The 24539-nt window shown below is 70.7% G+C and carries 25 protein-coding genes and 3 pseudogenes; 22 read left to right on the top strand and 6 right to left on the bottom strand.

Annotated elements, in window-relative coordinates; all coding sequences use genetic code 11:
- The first annotated feature begins 62 nt into the window (after positions 1-62).
- From B5557_RS04125 to hypE, 13 genes are all read left to right on the top strand, one after another.
- Entirely contained in the window at positions 63-1847 is a 1785-nt protein-coding gene (locus tag B5557_RS04125; RefSeq protein WP_079657822.1) for a nickel-dependent hydrogenase large subunit, read from the top strand.
- The gene (locus B5557_RS04120; RefSeq protein ID WP_079657821.1) at positions 1844-2353 is read left to right on the top strand and encodes a hypothetical protein; all 510 of its coding nucleotides are present in this window, start codon (positions 1844-1846) and stop codon (positions 2351-2353) included. The genes B5557_RS04125 and B5557_RS04120 overlap by 4 nt, the downstream gene beginning before the upstream one ends.
- Positions 2350-2982 carry a DUF5947 family protein gene (locus tag B5557_RS04115; RefSeq protein ID WP_079657820.1) on the top strand — a complete coding sequence of 211 codons (633 nt, stop codon included), beginning with the start codon at positions 2350-2352 and terminating at the stop codon, positions 2980-2982. Before B5557_RS04120 ends, B5557_RS04115 begins: the two co-directional genes overlap by 4 nt.
- Positions 2979-3665 carry a DUF6084 family protein gene (locus B5557_RS04110; RefSeq protein WP_079657819.1) on the top strand — a complete coding sequence of 229 codons (687 nt, stop codon included), beginning with the start codon at positions 2979-2981 and terminating at the stop codon, positions 3663-3665. Before B5557_RS04115 ends, B5557_RS04110 begins: the two co-directional genes overlap by 4 nt.
- Positions 3662-5134 (top strand): hypothetical protein, encoded by a 1473-nt coding sequence (locus tag B5557_RS04105; protein WP_079657818.1) that lies wholly within the window; start codon positions 3662-3664, stop codon positions 5132-5134. Before B5557_RS04110 ends, B5557_RS04105 begins: the two co-directional genes overlap by 4 nt.
- Complete coding sequence (locus B5557_RS04100) at positions 5131-5691, top strand: hydrogenase maturation protease (protein ID WP_079657817.1); 561 nt, start codon at positions 5131-5133, stop codon at positions 5689-5691. Before B5557_RS04105 ends, B5557_RS04100 begins: the two co-directional genes overlap by 4 nt.
- On the top strand, positions 5688-5792 hold the full coding sequence (locus B5557_RS46110) for a DUF6893 family small protein (RefSeq protein ID WP_443031332.1): 105 nt from the start codon (positions 5688-5690) through the stop codon (positions 5790-5792). The genes B5557_RS04100 and B5557_RS46110 overlap by 4 nt, the downstream gene beginning before the upstream one ends.
- A gap of 158 nt (positions 5793-5950) precedes the next feature.
- The gene (locus B5557_RS04095) at positions 5951-6349 is read left to right on the top strand and encodes a hydrogenase maturation nickel metallochaperone HypA/HybF (protein ID WP_079664579.1); all 399 of its coding nucleotides are present in this window, start codon (positions 5951-5953) and stop codon (positions 6347-6349) included.
- A gap of 3 nt (positions 6350-6352) precedes the next feature.
- Positions 6353-7108, top strand: coding sequence for a hydrogenase nickel incorporation protein HypB (gene hypB / locus B5557_RS04090; protein WP_079657816.1), 756 nt, complete (start codon positions 6353-6355; stop codon positions 7106-7108).
- A complete protein-coding gene (gene hypF / locus B5557_RS04085) occupies positions 7105-9495 on the top strand; it encodes a carbamoyltransferase HypF (RefSeq protein ID WP_079657815.1) in 2391 nt (796 codons plus the stop codon). The genes hypB and hypF overlap by 4 nt, the downstream gene beginning before the upstream one ends.
- Before the next feature lie 32 nt (positions 9496-9527).
- Positions 9528-9830: a HypC/HybG/HupF family hydrogenase formation chaperone gene (locus tag B5557_RS04080; RefSeq protein ID WP_079657814.1), complete on the top strand. Its 303-nt coding sequence runs from the start codon at positions 9528-9530 to the stop codon at positions 9828-9830.
- Positions 9830-10960, top strand: a complete 1131-nt coding sequence (hypD, locus tag B5557_RS04075; protein WP_079657813.1) for a hydrogenase formation protein HypD — start codon at positions 9830-9832, stop codon at positions 10958-10960. Before B5557_RS04080 ends, hypD begins: the two co-directional genes overlap by 1 nt.
- A complete protein-coding gene (hypE, locus tag B5557_RS04070) occupies positions 10953-12026 on the top strand; it encodes a hydrogenase expression/formation protein HypE (protein WP_079657812.1) in 1074 nt (357 codons plus the stop codon). The genes hypD and hypE overlap by 8 nt, the downstream gene beginning before the upstream one ends.
- A gap of 17 nt (positions 12027-12043) precedes the next feature.
- On the opposite strand, the gene B5557_RS04065 is transcribed toward hypE, so the two are convergent.
- Positions 12044-12406: a hypothetical protein gene (locus B5557_RS04065; protein ID WP_079657811.1), complete on the bottom strand. Its 363-nt coding sequence runs from the start codon at positions 12404-12406 to the stop codon at positions 12044-12046.
- 161 nt (positions 12407-12567) lie between these two features.
- Between B5557_RS04065 and B5557_RS04060 the strand changes: the two genes are divergently transcribed.
- The 3 genes from B5557_RS04060 to msrA all read left to right on the top strand — a co-directional run bounded on the left by B5557_RS04060 (position 12568) and on the right by msrA (position 15158).
- Positions 12568-13281: a GntR family transcriptional regulator gene (locus tag B5557_RS04060; RefSeq protein WP_231976248.1), complete on the top strand. Its 714-nt coding sequence runs from the start codon at positions 12568-12570 to the stop codon at positions 13279-13281.
- A 52-nt stretch (positions 13282-13333) separates the two neighbouring features.
- Positions 13334-14500: an NAD(P)/FAD-dependent oxidoreductase gene (locus B5557_RS04055; protein ID WP_079657810.1), complete on the top strand. Its 1167-nt coding sequence runs from the start codon at positions 13334-13336 to the stop codon at positions 14498-14500.
- A 145-nt stretch (positions 14501-14645) separates the two neighbouring features.
- Positions 14646-15158 carry a peptide-methionine (S)-S-oxide reductase MsrA gene (gene msrA / locus B5557_RS04050; RefSeq protein ID WP_079657809.1) on the top strand — a complete coding sequence of 171 codons (513 nt, stop codon included), beginning with the start codon at positions 14646-14648 and terminating at the stop codon, positions 15156-15158.
- Here msrA and B5557_RS44770 read toward each other — a convergent pair.
- The 5 genes and pseudogenes from B5557_RS44770 to B5557_RS04025 all read right to left on the bottom strand — a co-directional run.
- Positions 15101-15430, bottom strand: a pseudogene (locus tag B5557_RS44770) (IclR family transcriptional regulator domain-containing protein); the annotation flags it as partial. The gene msrA and the pseudogene B5557_RS44770 sit on opposite strands and share 58 nt — an antisense overlap.
- Before the next feature lie 202 nt (positions 15431-15632).
- A complete protein-coding gene (locus tag B5557_RS04040; RefSeq protein ID WP_173877637.1) occupies positions 15633-16571 on the bottom strand; it encodes a dioxygenase family protein in 939 nt (312 codons plus the stop codon).
- Between the two features lie 11 nt (positions 16572-16582).
- Positions 16583-17638: a maleylacetate reductase gene (locus B5557_RS04035; protein ID WP_079657807.1), complete on the bottom strand. Its 1056-nt coding sequence runs from the start codon at positions 17636-17638 to the stop codon at positions 16583-16585.
- The gene (locus B5557_RS04030; protein WP_079657806.1) at positions 17638-18141 is read right to left on the bottom strand and encodes a nuclear transport factor 2 family protein; all 504 of its coding nucleotides are present in this window, start codon (positions 18139-18141) and stop codon (positions 17638-17640) included. Before B5557_RS04030 ends, B5557_RS04035 begins: the two co-directional genes overlap by 1 nt.
- Before the next feature lie 3 nt (positions 18142-18144).
- Positions 18145-19026, bottom strand: coding sequence for a LysR substrate-binding domain-containing protein (locus B5557_RS04025; protein ID WP_079657805.1), 882 nt, complete (start codon positions 19024-19026; stop codon positions 18145-18147).
- Positions 19027-19097: 71 nt separating this feature from the next.
- Between B5557_RS04025 and B5557_RS04020 the strand changes: the two genes are divergently transcribed.
- The 6 genes and pseudogenes from B5557_RS04020 to B5557_RS03995 all read left to right on the top strand — a co-directional run bounded on the left by B5557_RS04020 (position 19098) and on the right by B5557_RS03995 (position 24535).
- A complete protein-coding gene (locus B5557_RS04020) occupies positions 19098-20303 on the top strand; it encodes a thiolase family protein (protein WP_079657804.1) in 1206 nt (401 codons plus the stop codon).
- Entirely contained in the window at positions 20300-20995 is a 696-nt protein-coding gene (locus B5557_RS04015) for a 3-oxoacid CoA-transferase subunit A (RefSeq protein ID WP_079657803.1), read from the top strand. Before B5557_RS04020 ends, B5557_RS04015 begins: the two co-directional genes overlap by 4 nt.
- Entirely contained in the window at positions 20992-21639 is a 648-nt protein-coding gene (locus tag B5557_RS04010; RefSeq protein WP_079657802.1) for a 3-oxoacid CoA-transferase subunit B, read from the top strand. The genes B5557_RS04015 and B5557_RS04010 overlap by 4 nt, the downstream gene beginning before the upstream one ends.
- Positions 21640-21699: 60 nt before the next feature.
- A pseudogene (locus B5557_RS46105) lies at positions 21700-21828 on the top strand (hypothetical protein); the annotation flags it as partial.
- A 91-nt stretch (positions 21829-21919) separates the two neighbouring features.
- Positions 21920-22231: pseudogene (locus B5557_RS04000) on the top strand (alpha/beta hydrolase); the annotation flags it as partial.
- A 249-nt stretch (positions 22232-22480) separates the two neighbouring features.
- Positions 22481-24535, top strand: coding sequence for an alpha-L-fucosidase (locus B5557_RS03995; RefSeq protein ID WP_079657801.1), 2055 nt, complete (start codon positions 22481-22483; stop codon positions 24533-24535).
- The last annotated feature ends 4 nt before the right edge of the window (positions 24536-24539 follow it).

Genomic DNA, 24539 nt, shown 5'->3' with positions numbered 1-24539 from the left:
CCGCATCGTGCACTCCCCCCACACCCACGTACCTCCCGCGCAACGAAGGGCACGGCACACAGATGGCACCGAAGACGAAGGCGGCCGGCGACGGCAGCGGCCTGGTGGAGATGGCCTGGGACCCGATCACCCGGATCGTCGGCAGCCTGGGCATCCACACCAAGATCGACTTCAAGCAGAAGCGGGTCGCGGAGTGCTACAGCACCTCGTCGGTCTTCCGTGGCTACAGCGTCTTCATGCGCGGCAAGGACCCCCGCGACGCCCACTTCATCACCAGCCGCATCTGCGGCATCTGCGGGGACAACCACGCCACCTGCTCGGTGTACGCGCAGAACATGGCGTACGGCGTGAAGCCCCCGCACCTCGGCGAGTGGATCATCAACCTCGGCGAGTCCGCGGAGTACATGTTCGACCACAACATCTTCCAGGAGAACCTGGTAGGGGTCGACTACTGCGAGAAGATGGTCAGGGAGACCAACCCCGGCGTCCTCGAACTCGCCGAGCGCACCGAGGCCCCGCACGCCGCGGAGCACGGCTACCGCACCATCGCCGACATCATGCGCTCGCTGAACCCCCTGGAAGGCGAGTTCTACCGCGAGGCCCTCCAGGTGAGCCGTTACACGCGGGAGATGTTCTGCCTGATGGAGGGCCGCCATGTGCACCCCTCCACGCTCTACCCGGGCGGCGTCGGCACCATCGCCTCCGTGCAGCTCTTCACGGACTACCTCAGCCGCCTGATGAAGTACGTGGAGTTCATGAAGCGCGTCGTGCCGCTGCACGACGACCTCTTCGACTTCTTCTACGACGCGCTGCCCGGCTACGAGGAAGTGGGCCGCCGACGTGTCCTGCTCGGCTGCTGGGGCGCGCTCAACGATCCCGAGTACTGCGACTTCACCTACGCCAACATGACGGACTGGGGCCGGCGCATGTTCGTCACGCCCGGCATCGTCGTCGACGGCAAGCTCGTCACCAACGACCTCACCGAGATCAACCTCGGCATCCGCATCCTGCTGGGCAGCTCCTACTACGAGGACTGGCAGGGCCAGGAACAGTTCGTCACCCACGACCCGCTCGGCAACCCGGTGGACCCGCGCCACCCATGGAACCAGCACACCATCCCCGCCCCGCAGAAGCGGAACTTCGACGACAAGTACAGCTGGGTCATGTCCCCGCGCTGGTTCGACGGCAAGGACCACCTCGCTCTGGACACCGGCGGCGGCCCCATCGCCCGCCTGTGGTCGACCGCCCTGTCCGGACTCGTCGACACCGGGTATGTGAAGGCCACCGGCCACAGCGTGGTCATCAACCTGCCCCGCACGATGACCAGGCCCGAGACAAGCTTCGAGTGGAAGATCCCGAAGTGGTCCAACGCGCTGGAACGCAACCGCGCGCGCACCTACTTCCAGGCCTACACCGCCGCCGTCGCGCTGCACTTCGCGGAGAAGGGCCTGGAGGAGGTCCGCGCCGGACGCACCCAGACCTGGGAGAAGTTCGAGGTCCCGGACGAGGGGCTCGGCGTCGGCTTCACCGAGGCCGTCCGAGGAGTCCTCTCGCACCACATGGTGATCCGCGACGGCAAGATCGCCAACTACCACCCGTACCCGCCGACACCCTGGAACGCCAGCACCAGGGACAGCTTCGGCACGCCGGGCCCGTACGAGGACGCCGTGCAGAACACGCCCATCTTCGAGGAGAACACCCCGGACAACTTCAAGGGCATCGACATCATGCGCGCCGTCCGCAGCTTCGACCCCTGTCTGCCCTGTGGCGTCCACATGTACGTCGGGGGCGGCAAGACGGTGAAGTCGATGCACGTGCCCACCGGCCTGAGCGGACTGGGCGGATGAGCGCGCTCCCCTCGGCTGAGCAGACCGGACGCCAGGTCGAGGAAGTCCTCGACAGACTGGCCACGAGCGGCGACCCGGCCGCCGCGGCGGCCGCGGAGGAACTCGTCCGCTCCCTCATGGACTTCTACGGCGCCGGCCTCGCCCGTATCCTCCACCTGCTGTCCGCCGCGCCCGGCGAACCGACGGCACACCTCCTGCACGACGAACTGGTCGCGAGCCTCCTCGTCCTGCACGACCTGCACCCCGAGGACCGTGACACCCGTATCGCCCGGGCCCTCGACAGCGTTCGGGAACACGATCTGGACGTCGTCGGCTTCGACGAGGACAGCGGCGCCCTGACCCTGCGCGCGGCCTCGGCCTCGGCGGGCGGCGGATGCGGATGCGGTTCCGGCGCGGGCGCCAGGGAGGCCGCCGAGGCGGCGCTGGCCTGCTTCGCGCCGGAGGTCAGGACGGTCGATCTGCAGCGGGCGCCGGCCCTGCTGCAGATCGGGACGAGGACCCGGTGACCGCCGCCACCGCCGGACTGCGCCGGTTCCTCACCGAGCGTCCGCCCCGGCCCGAGCGCTGCGAGCTGTGCTCACTGGTCGTGACCGAAGCCGACCACCGCCACCTGGTCGACACCGAGAAACGCGCCCTGGTCTGCGCCTGCGCCGCCTGCGCCCTGTTGATGGAACAGCCGGGCGCCGCCGCCGGCCGCTTCCGCACGGTCCCCGCCCGCTACCTCACCGACCCCGGACACCGCCTCGACGAGAACGCGTGGGACACGTTGCGGATCCCGGTCGGCGTCGCCTTCCTCTTCCGCAACGCGGCGCTCGACCGGCTGGTCGCCCTCTACCCCAGCCCGGCCGGCGCCACCGAGAGCGAACTCGAACCGGCCGCCTGGACGGAGGTCCTCGCCGGCAGCCGCCTCGCCGCGCTCCTCGAACCGGACGTGGAGGCGCTGCTGCTGCGCCGCGCCGACGGCCACTGTGAGTGCCACCTCGTACCGATCGACGTCTGCTACGAACTCGTCGGCCGCATGCGCCTGTTGTGGCAGGGCTTCGACGGCGGGGCCGAGGCCCGCGCCGCGCTGGACGCGTTCTTCACGGACGTCGCGCGACGCGCCCGGCCCGTGGACGCGGGGGTGCGGCCATGACGGAGTTCTCCTTCACCTGCACCGGCGTCCGCGCCGACCGGTACGCCGCCGGACCGACCCTCGTCTTCCGGCTGCGGGTCACCGCCTCCGGCGGCATGCCCGTGCACGCCCTCGCGCTGCGCTGCCAGATCCGCATCGAACCCGCCCGCCGCGGTTACGCGTCCGCCGAGGCCGACGGTCTCGCGGACCTCTTCGGCGACCGCTCACGCTGGGGCAGCACCCTGCAGCCGGTGCAGTTCGCCCAGGTCCCGCTGATGGTTCCCGGCTTCACCGGGGAGACCGAGGCCGACCTCGTCGTGCCCTGCACCTACGACATGGACATCGCCGCGACCCGCTACCTCGCCGCCCTCACCGACGGCGAGGTCCCCCTGCTGATGCTCTTCTCCGGCACGGCGTTCACCGGGACCGGCGGCTTCCAGGTCGAGCCCGTCCCGTGGGACCGGGAGGCGGCCTTCCGGATGCCGGTCACCGCCTGGCGGGAGATGGTCGAGCAGCACTTCCCCGGCTGCGGCTGGATCCGGCTGCCGCGCGACGCCATGGACGCCCTCCTCGCCTACCGCTCCCGGCACGCCCTGCCCTCCTGGAAAGCGACCGTCGAGGCGCTGCTGGACACGGACAGAACCGGCAGGCCCGCGCACGATCCGCTGCGCGCCCTCACCACCACCGGAAGGACCGATCCGTGACCGTGACCGCGTTCGCCCCCGAGACGGAGGAGCGGTTCGCCGTCGCCCGGCAGGTGGCCGACGCCGTCCTCTTCGAGGGCTACGTGCTCTACCCCTACCGGGCCTCGGCGGCCAAGAACCGGCTGCGCTGGCAGTTCGGGGTGCTCGTGCCGCCCGCCTGGGGCGCCGAGTGCGAGGAGCACGACTTCCAGCACACCGAATGCCTGATGGAACCGAAGGCCGACGCGACCCTCTCGGTCGAGGTGCGCTTCCTGCACGCCCGACGGCGCACGGTGCAACGGGCCCGGCCGGACGGCGGCTACGACACGGTGCCCGAACTCCGCCTCGATGACCGGGTGTTGGTGCCCTGGGACGAGGGGGACGAGGAGCGCGTCGAAGTGGTCGCGTCGGTGGCCGAGCTCCTCGGCGACGGCGTCACGTATTCCTTCCGACGCCCCGCCCGCGAGGACACCGCACCGGTCCTGGACGCAGCCGGCCGCACCGTCGGCCGACTGATCCGGCGCTGCGAGGAGATCAGCGGGGCGGTCCGGCTGTCCGCCCGCGAACTCGACGGCCCCTACCGGACCGTGCGGCTGACCGCCGTCGTCGAGAACACCAGCGACTGGACACCCCCCGAGGGCCGCGGCGCCGACCGGGACGCGGCACTGCCGCGCTCCCTGGTGGCCACCCACCTCCTCATGGCCCTCAGCGCCGGATCGTTCCTGTCGATGACCGATCCTCCCGAGTGGGCCAAGGGCGCGGTCGCCGCCTGCCGCAACCTGCACACCTGGCCCGTGCTCGCCGGCGAACCCGGCCGCGCCGACCTCGTGCTGTCCTCGCCGATCATCCTGGAGGACCATCCGGCCATCGCACCGGAGAGTCCCGGCGCGCTCTACGACGCCACCGAGATCGACGAGATCCTCGCGCTGCGCACCGCGGCCCTCACTGATGAGGAGAAACGCGAGGCCCGGGGCACCGACGAGCGGGCGGCCGCCGTGATCGAGCTGGCGGACTCGATGCCGGCCGAGGTCCTGGAGCGTCTGCACGGGGCGGTGCGCAGCCTGCGCGAGGCGACCGGCCCAGCCACCCTCGCCCCGGACATCGCCGCCCCGGACCCCGCCGCCCCGGTCACCGCCCCGCACGTCGGCTTCCCCGACGAGTACGGGGTGCCACGGCCGGACAGGCCCTGGTGGGACCCCGCGAGCGACGTGGGCTTCGACCCGGCGCGGGACCGGGTGGTCCTGGACGGTCGGTCGGTGGGCAAGGGCAGTCGCGTCGAACTGTGCCCGGGCCTGCGGCACACCGACGCGCAGGACATCTTTCTGCGGGGCCGCACCGCGAGGGTCGAGGCGGTGCTGCACGACGTCGACGGCGGGGTGCACCTGGCGGTCACCGTGGAGGGCGACCCCGGCGCCGACATCCGCCGCGAGCAGGGACGGTTCCTGTACTTCCAGCCCGACGAGGTCACACCGCTGGAGGACGACGTATGAGCCTTCCCCCGCCGACTGCCCCACGGACGCTCGTGGCGGGCATCGGCAACATCTTCCTCGGGGACGACGCGTTCGGGGTGGAGACCGCGCGCCGCCTGGCAGGGCGCGACCTGCCCGGACATATCGAGGTCGTGGACATCGGGGTGCGCGGGATGCACCTCGCCTACCAGCTCCTGGACGGCTACGACACCGTCGTCCTCGTGGACGCCACGGCACGCGGCGAAACCCCCGGCACGCTGTACGTGATCGAACACGACGTCGGCGACGGAAGTCCGTCGCCCGCCGCCCCGGCGTTGGACGGCCACCGGATGACGCCCGACGCCGTCCTGGCGCTGCTGGGCACCCTGTGTGCCGGGACCGGCGGCGCACCGCCACGCCGCGTGCTGGTCGTCGGTTGCGAACCGGCCTCGGTGGACGAGGGCATCGGACTCAGCGCGCAGGTGTCCGACGCCGTGCCGGAGGCCGTCCGGCTGATCGAAGAACTGCTGCGCACCGGCGAGCCGGCCACGGCGCAGGCCTTGACCACTGGTTGTTCGACACGAGGAGAGACGGGATGAAGAAGATCGTCATCTGCGGAGCGGCTCTGGCCGCCATGGCCGCCGTCATCGCCGAGGTGTTCCCCGACCTCAGGCGCTATCTGCGGATCCGACGGATGTGAACCGTGCACGCCACCCGGTGTGCCGTGCGGTTGCGTCGAACGGCGTACCTCGCTCGCCGGTGACGGCGTGCCGGGCCCCGCGGCCCGGGTCCGCACGCCTCTAATGAAGGCCGACCGAAGGCCGACCGAAGGCCGCCTGTGGAGGGACGGTGGAGCCCGTGCACGAGATGTCCGTCGCGCTGGCCGTCGTCGACCAGGTGGCAGAGGCCGCCACCCGGGCCGGCGGTGTCACGGCGGTGCGCTCGGTACGGCTCCAGGTCGGCGAACTGGCCGGCGTCGTACCCGATGCACTCGCCTTCTGCTTCGAACTGGCCTGCGCCGGAACCCTGCTGGAGGGCGCCGAACTGGTCACCGAGGCGGTGCCGGGGCGGGCCCGGTGCACGCCCTGTGCGCACGAATGGGTCGTCGGCATGCCGCCCCGGCTGACCTGCCCCGGGTGCGGCGGGACGCGTACCGACCTGCTCGCGGGCCGGGAACTGCAGATCCTCGACGTGCACTGGGAGGACGGCGGCCCGCCGCACCGGCCCACCCGCGAACCGATCTCCGAGGAGCGCTGAACCATGTGCCGTGTCGTCGACCTGCGGCAGGCCGTACTCGCGAAGAACGACGTGAGCGCCCACGGACTGCGCGCTCGCCTCGCTGCCCGGGGCACCGCGGTCGTCAACCTGCTGTCCAGTCCGGGCAGCGGCAAGACCGCGCTGCTGGAGCGCGAGCTGCTGCGGGCACGCGAGCGGGCCGTCCCCGTGGCGGCGCTGAGCGCCGATCTCGCCACCGAGAACGACGCGGCACGCCTGGCGCGTTCGGGTGTCCCGGTCAAGCAGGTGCTCACCGACGGACTGTGCCACCTGGAGGCAGGGATGCTCGCCGCGCACCTGGAGGGATGGCTGCCCGACGACACCCGGCTGCTGTTCGTGGAGAACGTCGGCAACCTGGTCTGCCCGGCCTCCTACGACCTGGGGGAGACGCTGAGGGTCACCCTCGCCTCCGTGACGGAGGGCGAGGACAAGCCGCTCAAGTACCCCACCGCCTTCGGTCTCGCCCACCTGGTCGTGGTCACCAAGACCGACATCGCCGAAGCCGTCGAGTTCGACGAGGACGCGTTCCGCGCGAACGTGGAGCAGGTCAACCCCGGAGTGGAGGTGGTGCTGACCTCGGCACGCCGGGGGCAGGGAGTCGGCGCGCTGCTCGACCGGGCGCTGGCAGCCGCCGACGGCGCCCCCGTCCACTCGCCGGTCATGGCCCGGCCGCCCCAGCACCACGGTCACACCCACGCGCACCCGGAGGTCACCGACGCCATGGCCCACACGCACTCGTGAGCGCTCCGCAGGCCCCGGCGGCCGTCGCCGAGAACACTCCGCTGCGCCGCCGGGTCACCGTTCGAGGAGTGGTGCAGGGCGTGGGCTTCAGGCCCTACCTGTACGGTCTCGCCACCGGACTCGCCCTGACCGGGCACGTGACCAACACGCCCGACGGCGTCGTCGTGGAGATCGAGGGCACCCCCGCGGCCGTCGCCCTGTTCTGCGACCGGATCGCCGCCCAGGCGCCCCCACTGGCCCGCGTCGACTCCGTCGACCACCAGGAGATGCCTCCCGTCGGCGGCACCGCGTTCACCATCCTCGCCTCCCGCACCGACGGCCCGGCCCGCACCCTGGTCTCCCCGGACTGCGCCACCTGCGCCGACTGCCTCGCCGAGCTGGCCGACCCGGCCGACCGGCGATACCGCCACCCGTTCGTCAACTGCACCCACTGCGGCCCCCGCTTCACGATCGTCACCGGCGTGCCGTACGACCGGGCCGGCACCACCATGGCCGGCTTCGCGATGTGTCCCGACTGCGCCCGGGAGTACGCCGATCCCGCCGACCGCCGCTTCCACGCGCAGCCGGTCGCCTGCCCGGACTGCGGGCCGCGCCTGCGGCTGCTCGTCACCGAGGAGACAGGGGTCAGAAGTGCCGACGGGGCGGACCCGGTCACCGAGGCCCGCGCCCTGCTCGCGCGGGGCGCGATCCTCGCCGTGAAGGGCCTGGGCGGCTACCACCTGGCCTGCGACGCCACGAACCAGGCGGCCGTCGGCCTCCTGCGCCGCCGGAAGGCGCGCGGCGACAAGCCGTTCGCCGTGATGGCCGGGACCGTGGACGACGTCCGCCACCTCGTCCGGGTAAGCCCCGAGGAGCAGCGCCTGCTCGAAGACCGGGCCAGGCCGGTCGTCCTCCTGAGAAGGCGGCGGCATCCGTCGTACGCCTCCGGGGACCCCCGGCCCGCCCGGTCTGTCGCGCCCGGCAGTCCCGATCTCGGCGTGATGCTGCCGTACACGCCCCTGCACCAGCTGCTGCTCGGCCTGCCCGGCGACCCGGACGGCCCCCGGCTGCTCGTCATGACCAGCGGCAACGTGTCCGGTGAGCCGATCGTCACCGACGACACCGAGGCGCTGGAGCGGCTCGCGCACCTGGCCGACGCCTGGCTCACCCACGACCGGCCGATCCATGTGCCGTGCGACGACTCCGTGGCCCGCGTCTGCGACGGGGAGCCGCTGGTGATCCGTCGCTCGCGTGGCTACGCCCCGTTGCCGGTCTCCCTCCCGCTGCCCGTGCGGCCGGCCCTCGCCGTCGGCGGAGACCTGAAGAACGCCTTCTGTCTGGGGGCGGGCCGACGAGCCTGGCTGTCGGCGCACATCGGTGACATGGACGACGTCGGCACGCAGCGGGCCTTCGAACGGGCGGCGGCGCAGCTGGAGTCCATCACGGGGGTGCGGCCCGAGGCCCTGGTCCGCGACCGGCATCCCGGCTACCGCTCCGGCCACTGGGCCGACCGGAACGCGGCCGGCCGTCCCGTCGCGCGCGTCCAGCACCATCACGCGCACATCGCAGCCGCGATGGCCGAGCACGGCCTCGACGGCACCCGGACGGTGATCGGCGTCGCCTTCGACGGCACCGGCCACGGCGACGACGGCGCCGTGTGGGGCGGGGAGTTCCTGCTCGCGGACTACGACCGCTTCACCCGCTTCGGGCACCTCGCGTACGTGCCACTGCCCGGTGGCGACGCCGCGGTGCGCCGGCCGTACCGCATGGCCCTGGCGCATCTGCGGGCCGCCGGCATCGACTGGTCCGACGACCTCGCCTGTACGACCGCCTGCCCGCCCGACGAACTCCGCTTCCTGGCACGGCAGTTGGAGCGGGGCCTGAACTGTGTCGGCACGTCCAGCATGGGCCGACTCTTCGACGCGGTGTCCTCTCTCGCCGGGGTGTGCCACCGCGCCGGATACGAGGCGCAGGCCGCCGTCGAGCTGGAGGGCGCGGCTCTGCACGCGCCCGCCGAGGACACCACGGCGTACGCCTTCGCCCTCCACGCGTCGCAGGAGAACGGGGGCGGTGTCGTACGGGCCGATCCGGCGCCCGTCCTGGCGGCGATCGTCGGCGACCTGCGCGCGGGCGCCGGGCCGGACGTCGTCGCGGCCCGCTTCCACCGGGGCGTGAACGGACTGGTGCACCGGGTCTGCGTGCGGGCGCGAGAGCGGCACGGACTGGACACGGTCGCCCTCACGGGCGGCGTGTTCGCGAACACCCTGCTGTCCTCGGCCTGTGCGGCCACCCTGCGCGACGACGGCTTCACGGTCCTGCGGCACCGACTGGTGCCGCCGGGCGACGGCGGCCTGGCGCTGGGCCAGCTGATGGTGGCCGCCCGGACCACTTCCACCCCCACCGACTGAGCGAACGCGCGACCGACAGCGAGGAGAGGCTCATGTGCCTGGCGGTACCCGGCAGAGTGCTGGACATCGAGGAGCGGGACGGCACCCGGATGGCCACCGTCGACTTCGGCGGCGTGGTCAAGGAGGTGTGCCTGGAGTATCTGCCCGACCTCCAGGTCGGCGAGTACGCCATCGTCCACGTCGGGTTCGCCCTGCAACGGCTTGACGAGGAGTCGGCACGGCAGACCCTCGAACTCTTCGCCGAACTCGGCATGTTGCAGGAGGAGTTCGGCGACGCCTGGGAGATGGCGGCGACGGAGGCCGGATTGGACCCGGTGGAAGAGGTGCGCAAGTAGTGAAGTACATCGACGAGTTCCAGGACCCGGAGCTGGCCCGTCGGCTCCTCGACGACATCCACGCCACGGTGACCAGGCCGTGGGCCCTGATGGAGGTGTGCGGCGGACAGACGCACAGCATCATCCGCCATGGCATCGACCAACTCCTGCCGGACCAGGTCGAGTTGATCCACGGTCCCGGCTGCCCCGTGTGCGTCACCCCGCTGGAGGTCATCGACAAGGCACTGGAGATCGCCTCCCGACCGGAGGTGATCTTCTGCTCCTTCGGCGACATGCTGCGCGTGCCGGGCACCGGACGCGACCTGTTCCAGGTCCGCGGGGAAGGCGGCGACGTACGCGTCGTCTACTCGCCGCTCGACGCCCTGCGGATCGCACAGCAGAACCCGGACCGCGAGGTGGTGTTCTTCGGCATCGGCTTCGAGACGACGGCGCCCCCCAACGCCATGACGGTCCATCAGGCCCGCAGGCTGGGCATCCCGAACTTCAGCATGCTGGTGTCCCATGTCAGGGTCCCGCCGGCCATCGAGGCGATCATGTCCTCGCCGAGCTGCCGGGTGCAGGGTTTCCTCGCGGCCGGCCATGTCTGCAGTGTGATGGGCGTGGGGGAGTACCCGCAGCTGGCGGAGCGCTTCCGGGTGCCGATCGTCGTGACGGGTTTCGAGCCGCTGGACATCCTCGAAGGCGTGCGCCGGGCCGTCCGCCAGCTGGAACGTGGTGAACACACCGTCGACAACGCCTACGCCCGTGCCGTCCGACCGGAGGGCAACCCGGCCGCCCGGGCCATGCTGGAGGACGTCTTCGAGGTCACCGACCGTGCCTGGCGCGGCATCGGGGTGATCCCCGACAGCGGCTGGCGGCTGGCGCCGAAGTACCGCGACCACGACGCCGAGCACCGCTTCCCGGTCGGCGGGATCCGGACCGCCGAACCGGCCGAGTGCCGCAGCGGAGAGGTCCTGCAGGGGCTGCTCAGGCCGCACGAGTGCGAGGCCTTCGGCACCCTGTGCACCCCGCGCACGCCCCTGGGGGCCACGATGGTCTCCAGCGAGGGCGCCTGCGCGGCGTACTACCTCTACCGGCGGCTGGACATGCCCACCACCACGACGGTCCGGGAGGCGAGCCCCGTTGTCTGACACCACCGATCTCCCCGCCCTCGACGTCGAGGGGTGGACCTGCCCGGCGCCCCTGCGCGACCGGCCCCGGGTCGTCATGGGCCACGGCGGCGGGGGAGTCCTCTCCGCCGAACTGGTGCAGCAGATCTTCGCGCCCGCCTTCGGCGGCGAGGTGCTCGCCCAGCTCGGCGATGCCGCCGTCCTCTCCCTGGCCGGCGCACGGCTGGCGTTCTCCACCGACTCCTATGTGGTCCGCCCGCTGTTCTTCCCCGGCGGCAGCATCGGTGACCTGGCGGTCAACGGCACCGTCAACGACCTCGCCATGAGCGGCGCCCGCGCCGCCTACCTCTCCTGCGGATTCATCCTGGAGGAGGGCGTCGAGCTGGACATGGTCACGCGAGTGTCCCAGGCGCTGGGCGCGGCCGCGCGCACCGCCGGCGTGGAGGTGGCCACCGGCGACACCAAGGTGGTGGAGGCCGGCCACGGCGACGGGATCTTCATCAACACGGCGGGCATCGGTCTCGTCCCGGCGGGCGTCGATCTGCGCCCTCAGCGGGTCGTCCCCGGCGATGTGGTGATCGTCAGCGGCGCCATCGGCGTCCACGGTGTGGCGGTCATGAGCGTGCGCGAGGGCCTGGAATTCGGAGTGGAGATCAAGAGCGACTGCGCGGCGCTGGGCGGCCTGGTGGACGCCATGCTCGCCGTCACCCCGGATCTGCACGTACTGCGTGATCCCACCCGGGGCGGCCTGGCCGCCGCGCTCAACGAGATCGCACAGGCCTCCGGCACAGGGGTGCTCATCCGGGAACGCGACGTCCCCGTTCCGCCGGCCGTGGCCAACGCGTGCGCCATTCTCGGGCTGGACCCCATGTACATCGCCAACGAGGGCAAACTGGTCGCCTTCGTCCCGCGCGAGCACGCCGACGCCGTCCTGGCGGCGATGCGCGCCCATCCTCTGGGCGCGGACTCCGTGATCATCGGTGAGGCCGTCGAGGCGCATCCCGGCATGGTGGTGGCTCGCACCGGCCTGGGGGGAACGCGGGTGGTCGACCTGCCGATCGGGGAGCAACTGCCGCGGATCTGCTGACCCGGGCCGTACGGCCCCTACGAGTCCTGCGGGTCCACACCGGTCGTGGCGGAAGCGTCCTTGGTGCCGCTGGGGCGCTGGGAGCGGCCTCTGCGTCCGGTGTCCCGCCTGCCCTTCTCGTCCGCGTCGCCGTACCTCTCGCCGCGTGCCGCGCCACTCTTGGCCGTGTCCCCCGGCACGGACTTCGTCTCCTGCGGTGACTTGGTCCGCCCCCGGCCTCTTTCGCCGGCCTGCTCAGCACGGAAGGAACGGCCGGCGCTCGGGTTGTCCTGCTGGCGCGTCTCGTCCACATCGGGCGACCAGCCGTGCTGTCCGGCGCCCTGGTGACGACCGGGTCCCTTTCCGTGCGGTGGCTCGGACGAACGTGGTTTCTTCGACATGGTCCGATCTGCCTTTTCATGGTCAGCGGAGGACACCGGTCACGCGTGCCCAGGATCAGGTCAATTGTCCCTCTTTGTGATATTTCCAGCATGTTGTGACCGCTTTCGGTCGGCCTGTCGAGGCTATTGACCGGTCAATTGGCCGAATGTACGGTCGAATCGTGACCGTGCCGCTTTACGTACAGATCAGGCGAGAGATCGAAGCGAAGATCCGGGCCGGGGGTCTGCCTCCCGGTGCGCGGCTGCCGACCGAGAAGGATCTCTCCACCCAGTACGGCGTCAGCCGTGCCACTGCCCAACGGGTCCTCAACGACCTGGCCGAGGCGGGACTGGCGATCCGCCGCCGGCGCCATGGAACGTTCGTCGCGGACGTGCGGCGGCAGATCAATCTGCTCAACTTCGTCACCCCCGCAACTGCGGCGAAGGGCGTACCGGGCAGACACGAAGTCGTTTCCGCGCGGATCGTCAGGGCTGCCGACGCCGTCCTGACGCTTCCCGGCGCCCCGGCCGACACGGCCGTGGTGGAACTGGTCCGGCGCAAGCTGGACGTACGCGAGGAGCCGCAGTCCGTCGAGCGGCACGTCGTTCTCTTCGCGGTCGCCCCCGACCTGCTGAACGAGAACCTCGAAGACGTCGTCACCCTGCCGTATCTCCAGCGCAGGGGAGTGCCGATCGACGCGATCCGGGTCTACCTCGACCCGGTGAGCCTCGATGAGCACGACGCCGCCCTGCTGCACAGCGAGGTCGGAACACCGGCGCTGATGAGGCGCAGGGAGTTGCGGGCCGACGACAAAAGCACCGTCGAGGTGGTCACGACCGTCGTCCGTCCGGGAACCGCCGAGTTCTTCCTGGAGCTACCCGTCCCGGCCATGTGAACGGCGTGGCCGCTGCTGCTGCTACCGCTGAGAGAAAGGATGTGTGCACACCATGAAGGTCATCATCATCGGTGCCGGCGTGCTGGGCGTGAGCGTGGCGAGGCAACTCGCCCTCGCCGGCGAAGACGTTCTCCTGGTCGATCGGTCTGGAGCCGGCACCGGTACGACCGCGACCACCTTCGCGTGGACCAACTCCAGCCGGAAGCCCGACCCGGACTACCACCGGCTGAACCTCGCAGGGATGGAGGAGCACGCCAGGCTGGCCGGGCAACTGCGCGGCGCGCGGTCGTACTTCCCCAGCGGGGCGCTGCAGTGGGCGGACGCCGCAAGCGAGCGGTGGCTCGCCGACAACGTGGAACGCCTGCGGACGCTGGACTACCCCGTCCACTGGGTCACGCGCGCCGAAGCGACGCGGATCGCGGGCGACCTGCGGATCCCGGCGACCATCACGGCCATCGCGCACTTCCCCAGCGAGGGATACGTTCTGCCGGAGCTCTTCGTCGACCACTTACTGGCCGACGCCGAGCGGCACGGAGCGACGTGCGAGATCGGCGAGGCCGTGGCCATCGACGACAGGCTTGATGGAGTGTCCGTCACCCTGGCGGGAGGCGAGGTGCGCAGGGCCGACCGGGTCGTCCTGGCGGCAGGCCGCTGGACAGAACGCCTCGCCGCGCGGGCCGGGATCGACGTCCCCATGGTGACGGGCACCGGGCGCGGGGCACCTACCGTCGGTCTGCTCGGGTACGCCACGTCGCCGGAAGTCGGCCTGCGTTGTGTGATCCACAGCCCCGGACTCAATCTTCGCCCCGCGGGCGGAGGGCGTACCGTCCTGCAGGCTCTCGATCTGAACGCCGACGTCGATCCCGACGACCCCCCGCCCGCGGACGGCGACCTGGCGCGCACCCTCGCCCGACGGTTCCGCGCCCTGCTGCCCGGCCCGAGCCGGGCGCCGAGGATCGACCTGCGGGTCGGCCTGCGGTCACTGCCCGCGGACGGCCACACCATCGCCGGCTACGCCTGCGCGCAGTCCCGCGTCTACTGCCTCGTCTCGCACAGCGGGGTCACCCTGGCGCCGATTCTGGGCCGCCTCGTCGCGACCGAGATCGCAACCGGTCAGGAGCAGGACCTCCTTGGGGCCTTCCGGCCCACACGCTTCACCGGCGCCGGGCGCTCCCACGTCGAGGTGGATCAACGCGCCACCGGTCTGGGCGAGCAGTAGCCGACCGCCCCACCGTGGACCCCGGGCGGGGGCGCGGAATTGTTGAGGCCTCTCATGTGCTGTTGTAGCCACAAAGGCAGAGACGCCGACGGTGTGCGAGCGAGCATCGCAGAGGGCCGAGGCGACGGACTGAGAAGGAGCCGACATGGCAGCGCAGACGCAGCGAGCCGTGCTTGCGGGCGGATGCTTCTGGGGGATGCAGGACTTGATCCGCCGCCTCCCGGGCGTGACGGCGACCCGGGTCGGATACACCGGGGGTGACGTGGCGAACGCGACGTACCGTAACCACGGCACCCACGCGGAGGCCATCGAGATCCTCTTCGACCCCCAGAAGACCGACTTCCGCACGATCTTGGAGTTCTTCTTCCAGATCCACGACCCGAGCACCAGGAACCGCCAGGGCAACGACATCGGCCTCAGCTACCGCTCGGCGATCTACTACGTCGATGACGAGCAGAAGCGGATCGCCGAGGACACCATCGCGGATGTGGACGCCTCCGGTCTGTGGCCGGGCAAGGTCGTCACCGAGGTAGAGCCGGTGGGGCCCTTCTGGGAGGCCGAGCCCGAGCACCAGGACTACCTGGAGCGTTACCCCGAGGGCTACACCTGCCACTTCCCGCGCCCGGGATGGCGGCTTCCCGTCCGCGCGGAGGGCTGAACCACACCGCCGCCGGCGCGAGCGCGCGATCCGCGCGTGAGCGCCGGCGGTACATGAGTCTCGATCTTCGCTCGTATCTCCCGCATCACGGAGACGATGCGGACCTCGTGGTCCGGGGTCAGCCGGGCCACCGGGACCGAGCAACTGACGGCGTCGGCGGCGGGCACGTCGTATCGCAAGGCGAAGGCGAAGCCGGCGATACCGGTCACGGTCTCCTCGCGGTCGATGGAGCAGCCGCGCTCGCGTACCTCGGTACATGCTGCGTGGATCGCGCCCTCGTCCGGGATGTCGACCTTGTCGCTGAAGAACCGTCGGCCGGTTTCCGCGGCGCGCCGGCCGACCTGCACGAGCCCCCTTCGGAGCGACGGGATCCGGCGCCAGTGCCCGGGACGCCCTCACAGCGAGGACCTCGCACGCTGTTCGACGCGACCCGGGCCACGCCCGCTACCTCCTCGGCCGCGGTGGCAGGGACGGTCATACGCCCGCGGGGGCGAGGACGATGTCGAAGCGCACTCGGCTCCACGTGCCGTCGATGGCGCGTCCGTCGGGCGTCGGCGTGCCGGCGGGCTGCCGCTCGAACCGCTTGATCAGTGAGTCCTTCACACCGAAGACGGTGTCCTTGCGGCCGATCGGGTCGCCCTCGGGGAAGATGTGAGTGACCAGCGTGCGCGCCCCCTCATGGGACACCATGAAGTGCAGGTGGGCGGCGCGCAGCGGTGAGCGGCCGACCGCGTCGAGCATCTTGCCGACGGGTCCGTCGTCGGGAATGGGGTACGGCGTCGGGGTGAGGCCCCAGAAGCGGTAGCCGCCATCGGCCGCGGAGAAGAGGTGCGCCCGTGCGGCGCGCTTGCCGGCGTCGTACTGCACGTCGTAGAGACCGTCCTCGTCGGCCTCCCAGACCTCGATCCGCGCGTCGGCGAGCGGGTTGCCCTCGGTGTCGGTGACGGTGCCCTCGACCCAGCAGGGCTCGCCGGGGGCGCCGAAGGCCATGTCCTGACCGAGTTCGATCCGTGGGGCGTCCTCGACGAAGAACGGACCGAAGACGGTCGCCTCGGTGGCGCCCTGGTAGGCCTGGTTGTTGACGTTGATGGTCTGCATGCTTGCGCCGAGGGTGTCGGACAGCAGGATGAACTCCTGCCGGACGTCGTCGGTGATGTGGCCGGCCCTGGTGAGGAAGTCGATCGCCGTCCCCCACTCCTCCTCGGTCAGCCGGACCTCGCGGATGAAGGAGTGCAGATGCTTGACCAGACAGACCATGAGCTCCCGCAGCCGCGGGTCCTCGCAGGCGTGGAAGGAGGCGATGACGTTGTCGAGGAGCCGCTGCTCGACTGCCTGCTGTTCCGGCGACACCTCGCGGTGGATCGTGCCGTGGGCGCCCGCCTGGGCCGAGCCGGGGTTGACGTAGGTAGCCATGACAGCCTCCTTCAGTTGATCGGGTCGCCGGCCCACGCCGCCTCCAGCAGCAGCGTCAGGTTCGCGTCGGTGACGGGAGTGGGGTTGTCGGCCGGGATCGCCTTCATGATCGGCGCCAGCGCCTTGGCGATGCCGTCCTCGGGCATGCCGTAGTCGCGCAGTGCACGCGGCGCGTCCAGCGCCCGGAGCAGGGCGGCCAGGCCGGCGCTCGCCGTCGGGGTGCCGAAGGCGTCGGCGATACGCGCCTCCGCCTCGGGGGCGTGGGGGGCGTTGAAGGCCAGCACGTAGGGCAGCACGACCGCGTGGGTCTGTGCGTGCGGGAGGTTGAACATGCCGCCGAGGACGTGGCAGATCTTGTGATGCATCCCGGAACCGGCCGAGGCGAACGCGACGGCGGCGAGGTAGGCGCCGTACAGCGTCTGCTCGATGCCCTCGACGCTGGTCGAGTCGTCGGCCACCGTCGGCAGGCCGGTCGCCAGTGCGCGGATTCCCTCCTGCGCCAGCGCCCGGTCGATCGGGTCGGTACGTGGCCCCCACATCGAGTCCACGCAGTGCGCCAGCGCGTTCAGGCCGCTGGCCACGGTCATCTCGCCGGGCAGCGTGGTCAGCAGAGCGGCGTCGTAGACGACCGAGGCGGGCAGCACCTTGTTGTCCACACCGGTGGTCTTGGTCTCGCCCTCGGTCAGGCCCCACACATTGGTAGCCTCGGAGCCGGCGTACGTGGTGGGTACCGCGACGATCGGCAGCCCGGTGGTCATCGCCACCGCCTTGGCCAGACCCGTGGTCGAGCCCCCGCCGACGCTGACCAGGACGTCCGCGCCCGCGCCGGCCGCCGCCTGACGGGCTCGCCGCGCGACCTCGACCGGCACGTGCATCACGACCTCCTCATGAAGCACCACGACCGGGATCGCGTCGGCGATCGGGCCGGCCAGGTCCTTCTCGCGGTCCGACGCGATCAGCATGACCTTGGTGCCGCCGAGCGCCTCGACCTCCGCCGCCACGGCGGCGGGCGATCCGCCGGCTGCGAAGACCACCCGCTGGGGAAGGGTCTCGTGGGTGAATCTCATCAGGCTTCCGTCAGCCATTGCCTGCCTTCCCAGTAGAGCTGCTCGACCGCTGTGCCGATGAGGCCGGGAAGTCCGTCCTTCACCGTGAATCCTGCCCGGGTCTGAAGGTAGGCCAAGTGCCGGTAGCCGGCCGGGAACCGGTTCAGGAGTTCGGGGTCCAACGTCAGCGAGGCGGCCGGGTCGACGACGTCGACCTCCACGTCGTCGATGCTCGCACGCTGGTTGATGGTCATCTTGGTCTGGGCGACGGCCCGGTCCCCGACGATGTCCGCGGTGTGGCCGCCCAGGAAGTGGAGGATGCTGACGCCGTTCTCGAAGCCCTCACGATTGGCCTCGATGAAGTCGGGGGCGCTGCCCTGGAACCAGGTGGCGTTCATCCAGCCGTCGCGCGGGTGCCAGACCGTGGCGAAGCGGTCCCAGTCCCCGGCGTCGCGCCACAGCGCCCAGTTCTCGATGAGCCGGCGGATCTCATGGCGATCATTGTCGGCCCTCTGCCGGTGGATGACTCAGAACGCTGCCCGGATGATCGCTACGGTGCGTGCCAGGTGAGGCTCGGAGCGGTCGGCGCGATGGGCGACGGCCAGTTCCACGCGTGCCTGGGCGCCGATCAGCGGTAGGTAGGCGACGCCGTCGAGCGTCAACGCGGTCACGGGTTCGGGCACGACCGCGACGCCGAGGCCGCCGGCCACGAGCGTGACCAGCGTCGAGGTCTCGCCGACCTCGTGGCGGATGTGCGGCTCGACGCCCGCGTCGCGCAGGAGCCCCAGGACGACGTCGTACATCACCGACCGGCGGTCGGCGGAGTGCACGATCAGGTCGGCGCCGGCGAGGTCGGTGACCCGCAACCGTCTGCGGCGGGCCAGAGGGTGGTCGGCCGGGACGGCGACGACGAGCCGGTCCCGGCGCAGGGTGTGCACGGTCAGGGAGAGATCGGCCGCCGGCGGGCGCAGCAGCGCGACGTCGATCGCGCCGGCGCGCAGCGCCTCGACCTGGTCGGGTGCGAGCATCTCGCCGCGGAAGGAGAAGTCGACGCCGGGAAGCTCCTCCGTGAGCCGGCGCGAGAGTGCGGGCAGGAGGCTGTACGTCGCCGAGCCCACACACCCGATCGCGAGGTGGCCCACCGAGCCGCCGGCGACGAGGCGTGCGTGCTGGGCGGCCTCGTCGACGTCGGAGAGGATCGCTCGCGCCCGCTCCAGGTAGGCCCGGCCGGCCTCGGTCAGGTCGACCCGGCGCGTGGTGCGGTGGAGCAGCTCGACGCCGAGCTCGGCCTCGAGCTGGCGGATCTGCTGGGAGAGCGGGGGCTGGGCCATGTGGAGCCGCTCGGCGGCCCGGCCGAAGTGGCGTTCCTCGGCCACCGCCACGAAGTACCGCAGGTGGCGCAGATCCATACGTCGTCCATATCAATCAGCTCGGATATGCGTACTTCAGGATATCGCGGCCCGGTATTAGCGTCTGTGCCATGAGTGCTTTCATCTACGCCGCGACCCGGACGCCGTTCGGCCGCTTCAACGGTGCGCTGGCCGGCGTCCGCCCGGACGACCTCGCCGCCGCCGCGATCACCTCGACGCTCGCGAAAGCGTCTGGCCTGGACCCCGCCGCGATCGGCGACGTGGTGTGGGGTAACGCCAACGGCGCAGGCGAGGAGAACCGCAACGTCGGCCGTATGGCGGCGCTGCTCGCCGGCCTCCCGGTGAGCGTGCCCGGCACCACGGTCAACCGGCTGTGCGGATCGAGCCTCGACGCGGCGATGACGGCCAGCCGGACCATCGAGTCCGGTGATGCCGAGGTGGTGCTGACCGGTGGCGTGGAGTCGATGACGCGCGCGCCGTGGGTGCTGCCGAAGTCGGCGAAGCCGTTCCCGGTCGGCGATGTCACCGCGGTCTCCACCACGCTCGGCTGGCGGCTGGTCAACCCGCGGATGCCCAAGGAGTGGACGGTCAGCCTCGGCGAGGCCAACGAGCAGCTCCGGGAGCGCTTCGGGATCTCCCGCGAGCGGCAGGACGAGTTCGCCGCCCGCTCCCACCAACTCGCCCACGCCGCCTGGGAGTCGGGCTTCTACGACGACCTGGTGGCGCCGGTGGACGGCGTCGACCTGACTCGCGACGAGGGCATCCGGGCCGGATCCACACCGGAGGTGCTGGCCGGCCTCAAGCCGGTCTTCCGCACACCGGAGCAGGGCGGCACCATCACCGCGGGCAACGCCAGTCCGCTCAACGACGGCGCCTCCGCGGTGCTGTTGGGCAGTGAGAAGGCCGCGGCCACGATCGGGGCCGACCCGATCGCCCGGATCGCCGGCCGCGGCGTGATGGCGCTCGAGCCGCAGGCCTTCGGCTATGCCCCGGTCGAGGCCGCGAACCGTGCGCTGGCCCGGGCCGGGATCGGCTGGGACCAGGTGGGCGCGGTCGAACTCAACGAGGCCTTCGCCGTGCAGTCGCTGGTCTGCCTCGACGCGTGGAAGGTCGACCCCGCCATCGTCAACCGGAAGGGCGGCGCCATCGCGATCGGGCACCCGCTGGGCGCCTCGGGCGGACGTGTCCTCGCCACGCTGGCCAAGGTGCTGCGCGAGACGAGACAGCGTTACGGTGTCGCCGCGATCTGCATCGGGGTCGGCCAGGGCCTGGCCGTCGTACTGGAGAACTGCGACAGCACGGAGGCGGCCCGATGAGCCGGGCGGAGATACTCGAGAACGCCGACGCGGCGGTCGCCGGGATCGAGGACGGGTCCACCGTCCTCGTCGGCGGCTTCGGCCTGGCCGGGATGCCGTTCGACCTGATCGACGCGCTCATCCGGCAGGGGGCCAAGGATCTCACGATCGTGTCCAACAACGCCGGCAACGGCGATGTCGGACTGGCCGCGCTGCTGGCCGCCGGCCGGGTGCGCAAGGTGCTGTGCTCCTTCCCGCGCCAGGCCGACTCCTGGGTCTTCGACGACCTCTACCGCGCGGGGAAGATCGACCTGGAGGTGGTGCCGCAGGGCAACCTCGCCGAGCGGATGCGTGCGGCCGGTGCCGGCATCGGCGCGTTCTACTGCCCGACAGCGGTCGGCACACCGCTGGCCGAGGGCAAGGAGGAGCGGGTGATCGACGGCCGTAGGTACCTGCTGGAGTACCCCATCAAGGGCGACTACGCGCTGATCGCCGCGCATACCGCGGACACGCTGGGCAACCTCGTCTACCGCAAGACGGCGCGCAACTTCGGACCGGTCATGGCCACGGCCGCGACGACGACCGTCGTCCAGGTCGACCGGGTGGTCGAGCCCGGGAAGCTCGACCCCGAGGCCGTCGTCACCCCGTCCATCTACGTCGACCGGGTCGTCCAGGTGACGGCCCGTCACTACACCGTGCAGGGGGCACGATGACCACCACGCCTACCGACCATCGTCTCTCGATGGACGAACTGGCCGCCGTGATCGCACGCGACATCCCGGCCGGCTCCTTCGTCAACCTCGGCATCGGGCAGCCCACCAAGATCGCCGACCATCTGCCGGCCGACTCCGGGGTGGTGCTGCACACCGAGAACGGCATGCTCAACATGGGCCCGAAGGCCGAGGGCGACGCGATCGACCCCGACCTGACCAACGCCGGCAAGGTCCCGGTGACCGAGCTGCCCGGGGCGGCGTACTTCCACCACGCCGACTCCTTCGCCATGATGCGCGGCGGGCACCTCGACGTCTGCGTCCTCGGCGCCTACCAGGTCGCCTTCGACGGTGACCTCGCCAACTGGCACACCGGCAAGCCCGACGACATCCCCGCCGTCGGCGGCGCCATGGACCTCGCCATCGGTGCCAAGGACGTCTACGTGATGATGACCCTCTTCACCCGCTCCGGCGAGCCCAAGCTCGTACCGCGGTGCACCTACCCGCTCACCGGCGTCGGCTGCGTCAGCCGCGTCTACACGGACCACGGCGTCTTCGACGTCGGCCCCGAGGGCATTCGGATCCGCGAGACGTACGGCGTCAGCGCCCATGACCTCGGGGAGCGACTCGGCATCGCGCTGTCCTAGCGGTCCTGACAGAAGCTGTTGACCATATGGCTGTCGGTCTGGTTGCTCGTTGGCCTTGTCGTGGGAAAGAGGCAGTCGCTTCCGTGGGTCGTCTCGGACGAACTGCGGTCGCTGATCGAGCCGTTGCTGTCCAAGCCAGGTCCGAAGCTGGTCGAGGGCAGGCCGCGGATACCTGACCGGCAGGCCGTGCGCGGGATTCTGCTCGTGCTGCACACCGGCATCCAGTGGGACAACCTGCAGCGCGGGATCCGTCCGGTCATCGCCCAACGAACCCATGTCCGAGGGCGGCCCCACCGGATCGGTCCGGGCCCGCGTCGTCCGGCCGGCCGACGCCGAGGGGCCGCTGCCGGTGATCATCCACATCCATGGCGCCCGCTGGGTCTTCGGCAACGCGCCCACCCACGACCGGCTGGTGAGCGAACCGGCCGTCGGCGCCCGAGCCGCCGTCGTCTTCCCCGAGTGCGGCCTGTCGCCCGAGGCCCGCTACCCGGTCACCGACGCGGCCTTCGACACTCCCTCGTACCGCCAGTTCGCCGAGGGCTACTTCCTGCGCCGCGACGGCATGCAGTGGTTCTGGGGCCAGTACACCACGTATAGATCCGATGTGTGGCGCTCAGTCGATGAGTGGGTGATCTTTCAGGCTTGGTGCATCCCCCAGGAACTCCCTGCTTGATTGCTGAGTTTGAGGCAATCTCGTCCCAGCTATAGACGTCGGCATCGGTGTTCTCCTATAAATCCATCCGATGTCTTCTGTGGGGCGACGCGGAGCGCCGGCTGCCATGCCTGCGTTCCCTTCCTGGCGCCCTGTCATGCCTCCACCCCCGACACATGGAGCCGCACCATGTCCTCTGCCTCCCTCAGCAGGCGCTCTCTGATGAAGGCCGCCGCCCTTGCCGGCTCAGTGGCGGCCTTCGGGCTGCCGCAGGTCCTGTGGCCCTCCACCGCCGAGGCGTACACCGTCCCCTCGAAGATGGACTGGTGGTACCAGGCCAGGTTCGGGATGTTCATCCACTTCGGGTCCTATTCGCAGCTCGGCCAGGGTGAGTGGGCGTTCGACAGCCAGCAGTGGAGCAAGGCGAACTACCAGAGCCAGGTCACCAAGAACTTCAACCCGACCCAGTTCAACGCCGCCACCATCGCCGAACTGGCCAAGAACGCCGGCATGAAGTACCTCGTGATCACCTCCAAGCATCACGAGGGCTTCGCGATGTGGGACTCCAACGTCGCGGGCTTCACCGACACCACCGGCACGAGGCAGTACAACCTGCACGACTTCGGCGGCGTCCAGACCGACCCGCTCATGGACCTCAAGAGGGAGTGCGAGAGCCGCGGGATCAAGTTCTGCCTGTACTACTCGATACTCGACTGGAACCACCCGTCCCAGACCGACCGTCACCAAAGCGGTCTCACCACGATGTCCTCGCAGGCCGCCCGCACCGCCTACATAGCCGACCTGAAGGCGCAGCTCCAGGAACTGCTGGACCGCTACGACCCGGCGCTGCTGTGGTTCGACGGCGACTGGTTCGGCGAGCCTTCCAGCCCCACCCTGGAAGACTGGTGGCTGGAATCGGACGGCGTCGACCTCTACAACTGGCTGATCGCCCGCAAGCCCGGCCTCATCGTCAACGAACGGGTCAAGCGGGACCACGGCCTCGGCGACTACGCGGTCGCGGAGTTCGGGATACCGTCCGCGCCGATGAGCCGGCCGTGGGAGCGGTGCGCGACCATGAACGGCGCCTGGGGTTACAACGCGGGGAGTGAGAACTCCTACCGATCCGTGAAGGACATCGTCCAAGAACTCGTCACGGTGGTCTCCCGGGACGGCAACCTCCTGTTGAACATCGGCCCCAAGGGCGATGGCTCGGTCACCTCCGGTTCCCAGACCGTCCTCAACGGCCTGGCCTCGTGGATGTCCACGCACAGCGACAGCATCCACGGGACCAGCGGCAGCCCGTTCGCCACCGAACCCTCCTGGGGGAAGCTCACCAAGAAGAACGGCAAGCTCTTCGCCCACGTCTTCACCTGGCCCACGAACGGCCAGCTGCGCATCCCGGCGATCGACAACACGATCAGCCGCGTCTATCTGCTGAACAACCCCTCGGTCTCGCTCCCGTACACCGTCACCGACCAGATCAACGTCACCGTGCCGGCCACCGCGCCCAACGCCAACGACTCCGTGGTGTGCGTCGAGGTCCAGGGCATGCCCGTAAGCGTTTCCGCGACGGTGAGCGCGAACGTCAACCATGAAGGCGCCCGCGCCGTTCTGCCCTTGGGCAGCTACACGTCCTCCCAGCTGACCGCCGCCGGCCTGGGTCCCGCCATGGCCTCCTCCATCCTGGTGCCCGACGGCTACCAGGTGACGGGCTACTCCGGCGACAACTTCACCGGTACCGCCTGGACGTTCACCTCGAACACCGCCGACCTTCGGGTGACCGGCAACAACGACGTCATCGCCTCACTGAAGGTGACGTTCAGGCCCGACAAGTACTTCCGCCTGGCCAACGTCACGAACCACTTGGTGCTGGACAGCGGAGGCAATGTCGCCGGCGGCTCGAATCTGAAGCAGTGGGAGGCGATAGTCCACGCCAATCTCCAGTGGCAGGCGATCGAACTCGGCAACGGGTACTACAGACTCGTCAACCGCACCAACGGCATGGTCGTCGACGGCTGGGGCTCCACCAGTAACGGCGACCCGGCCCGGCAGAAGGCCTGGGACGGCAGTAACACCCAGCAGTGGCAGATCACCCACCGGGGACAGGGCCAGTACTCGGTCGCCAATCGCAGCACGGGACTGGTCCTCGACGGCGGCGGAATGGTCGCCGAAGGGGCCGTGACCAAGCAGTGGACGTGGGTGCAGAGCACCAACCTGCTGTGGACGTTCAGCCCGGTCGGCTGACTGA

The sequence above is a fragment of the Streptomyces sp. 3214.6 genome (genome assembly GCF_900129855.1).
Lineage (GTDB): Bacteria > Actinomycetota > Actinomycetes > Streptomycetales > Streptomycetaceae > Streptomyces > Streptomyces soliscabiei.
Note: the sequence above shows the minus strand (reverse complement) of the source record. Positions and strands in the feature narration are given on the sequence as shown.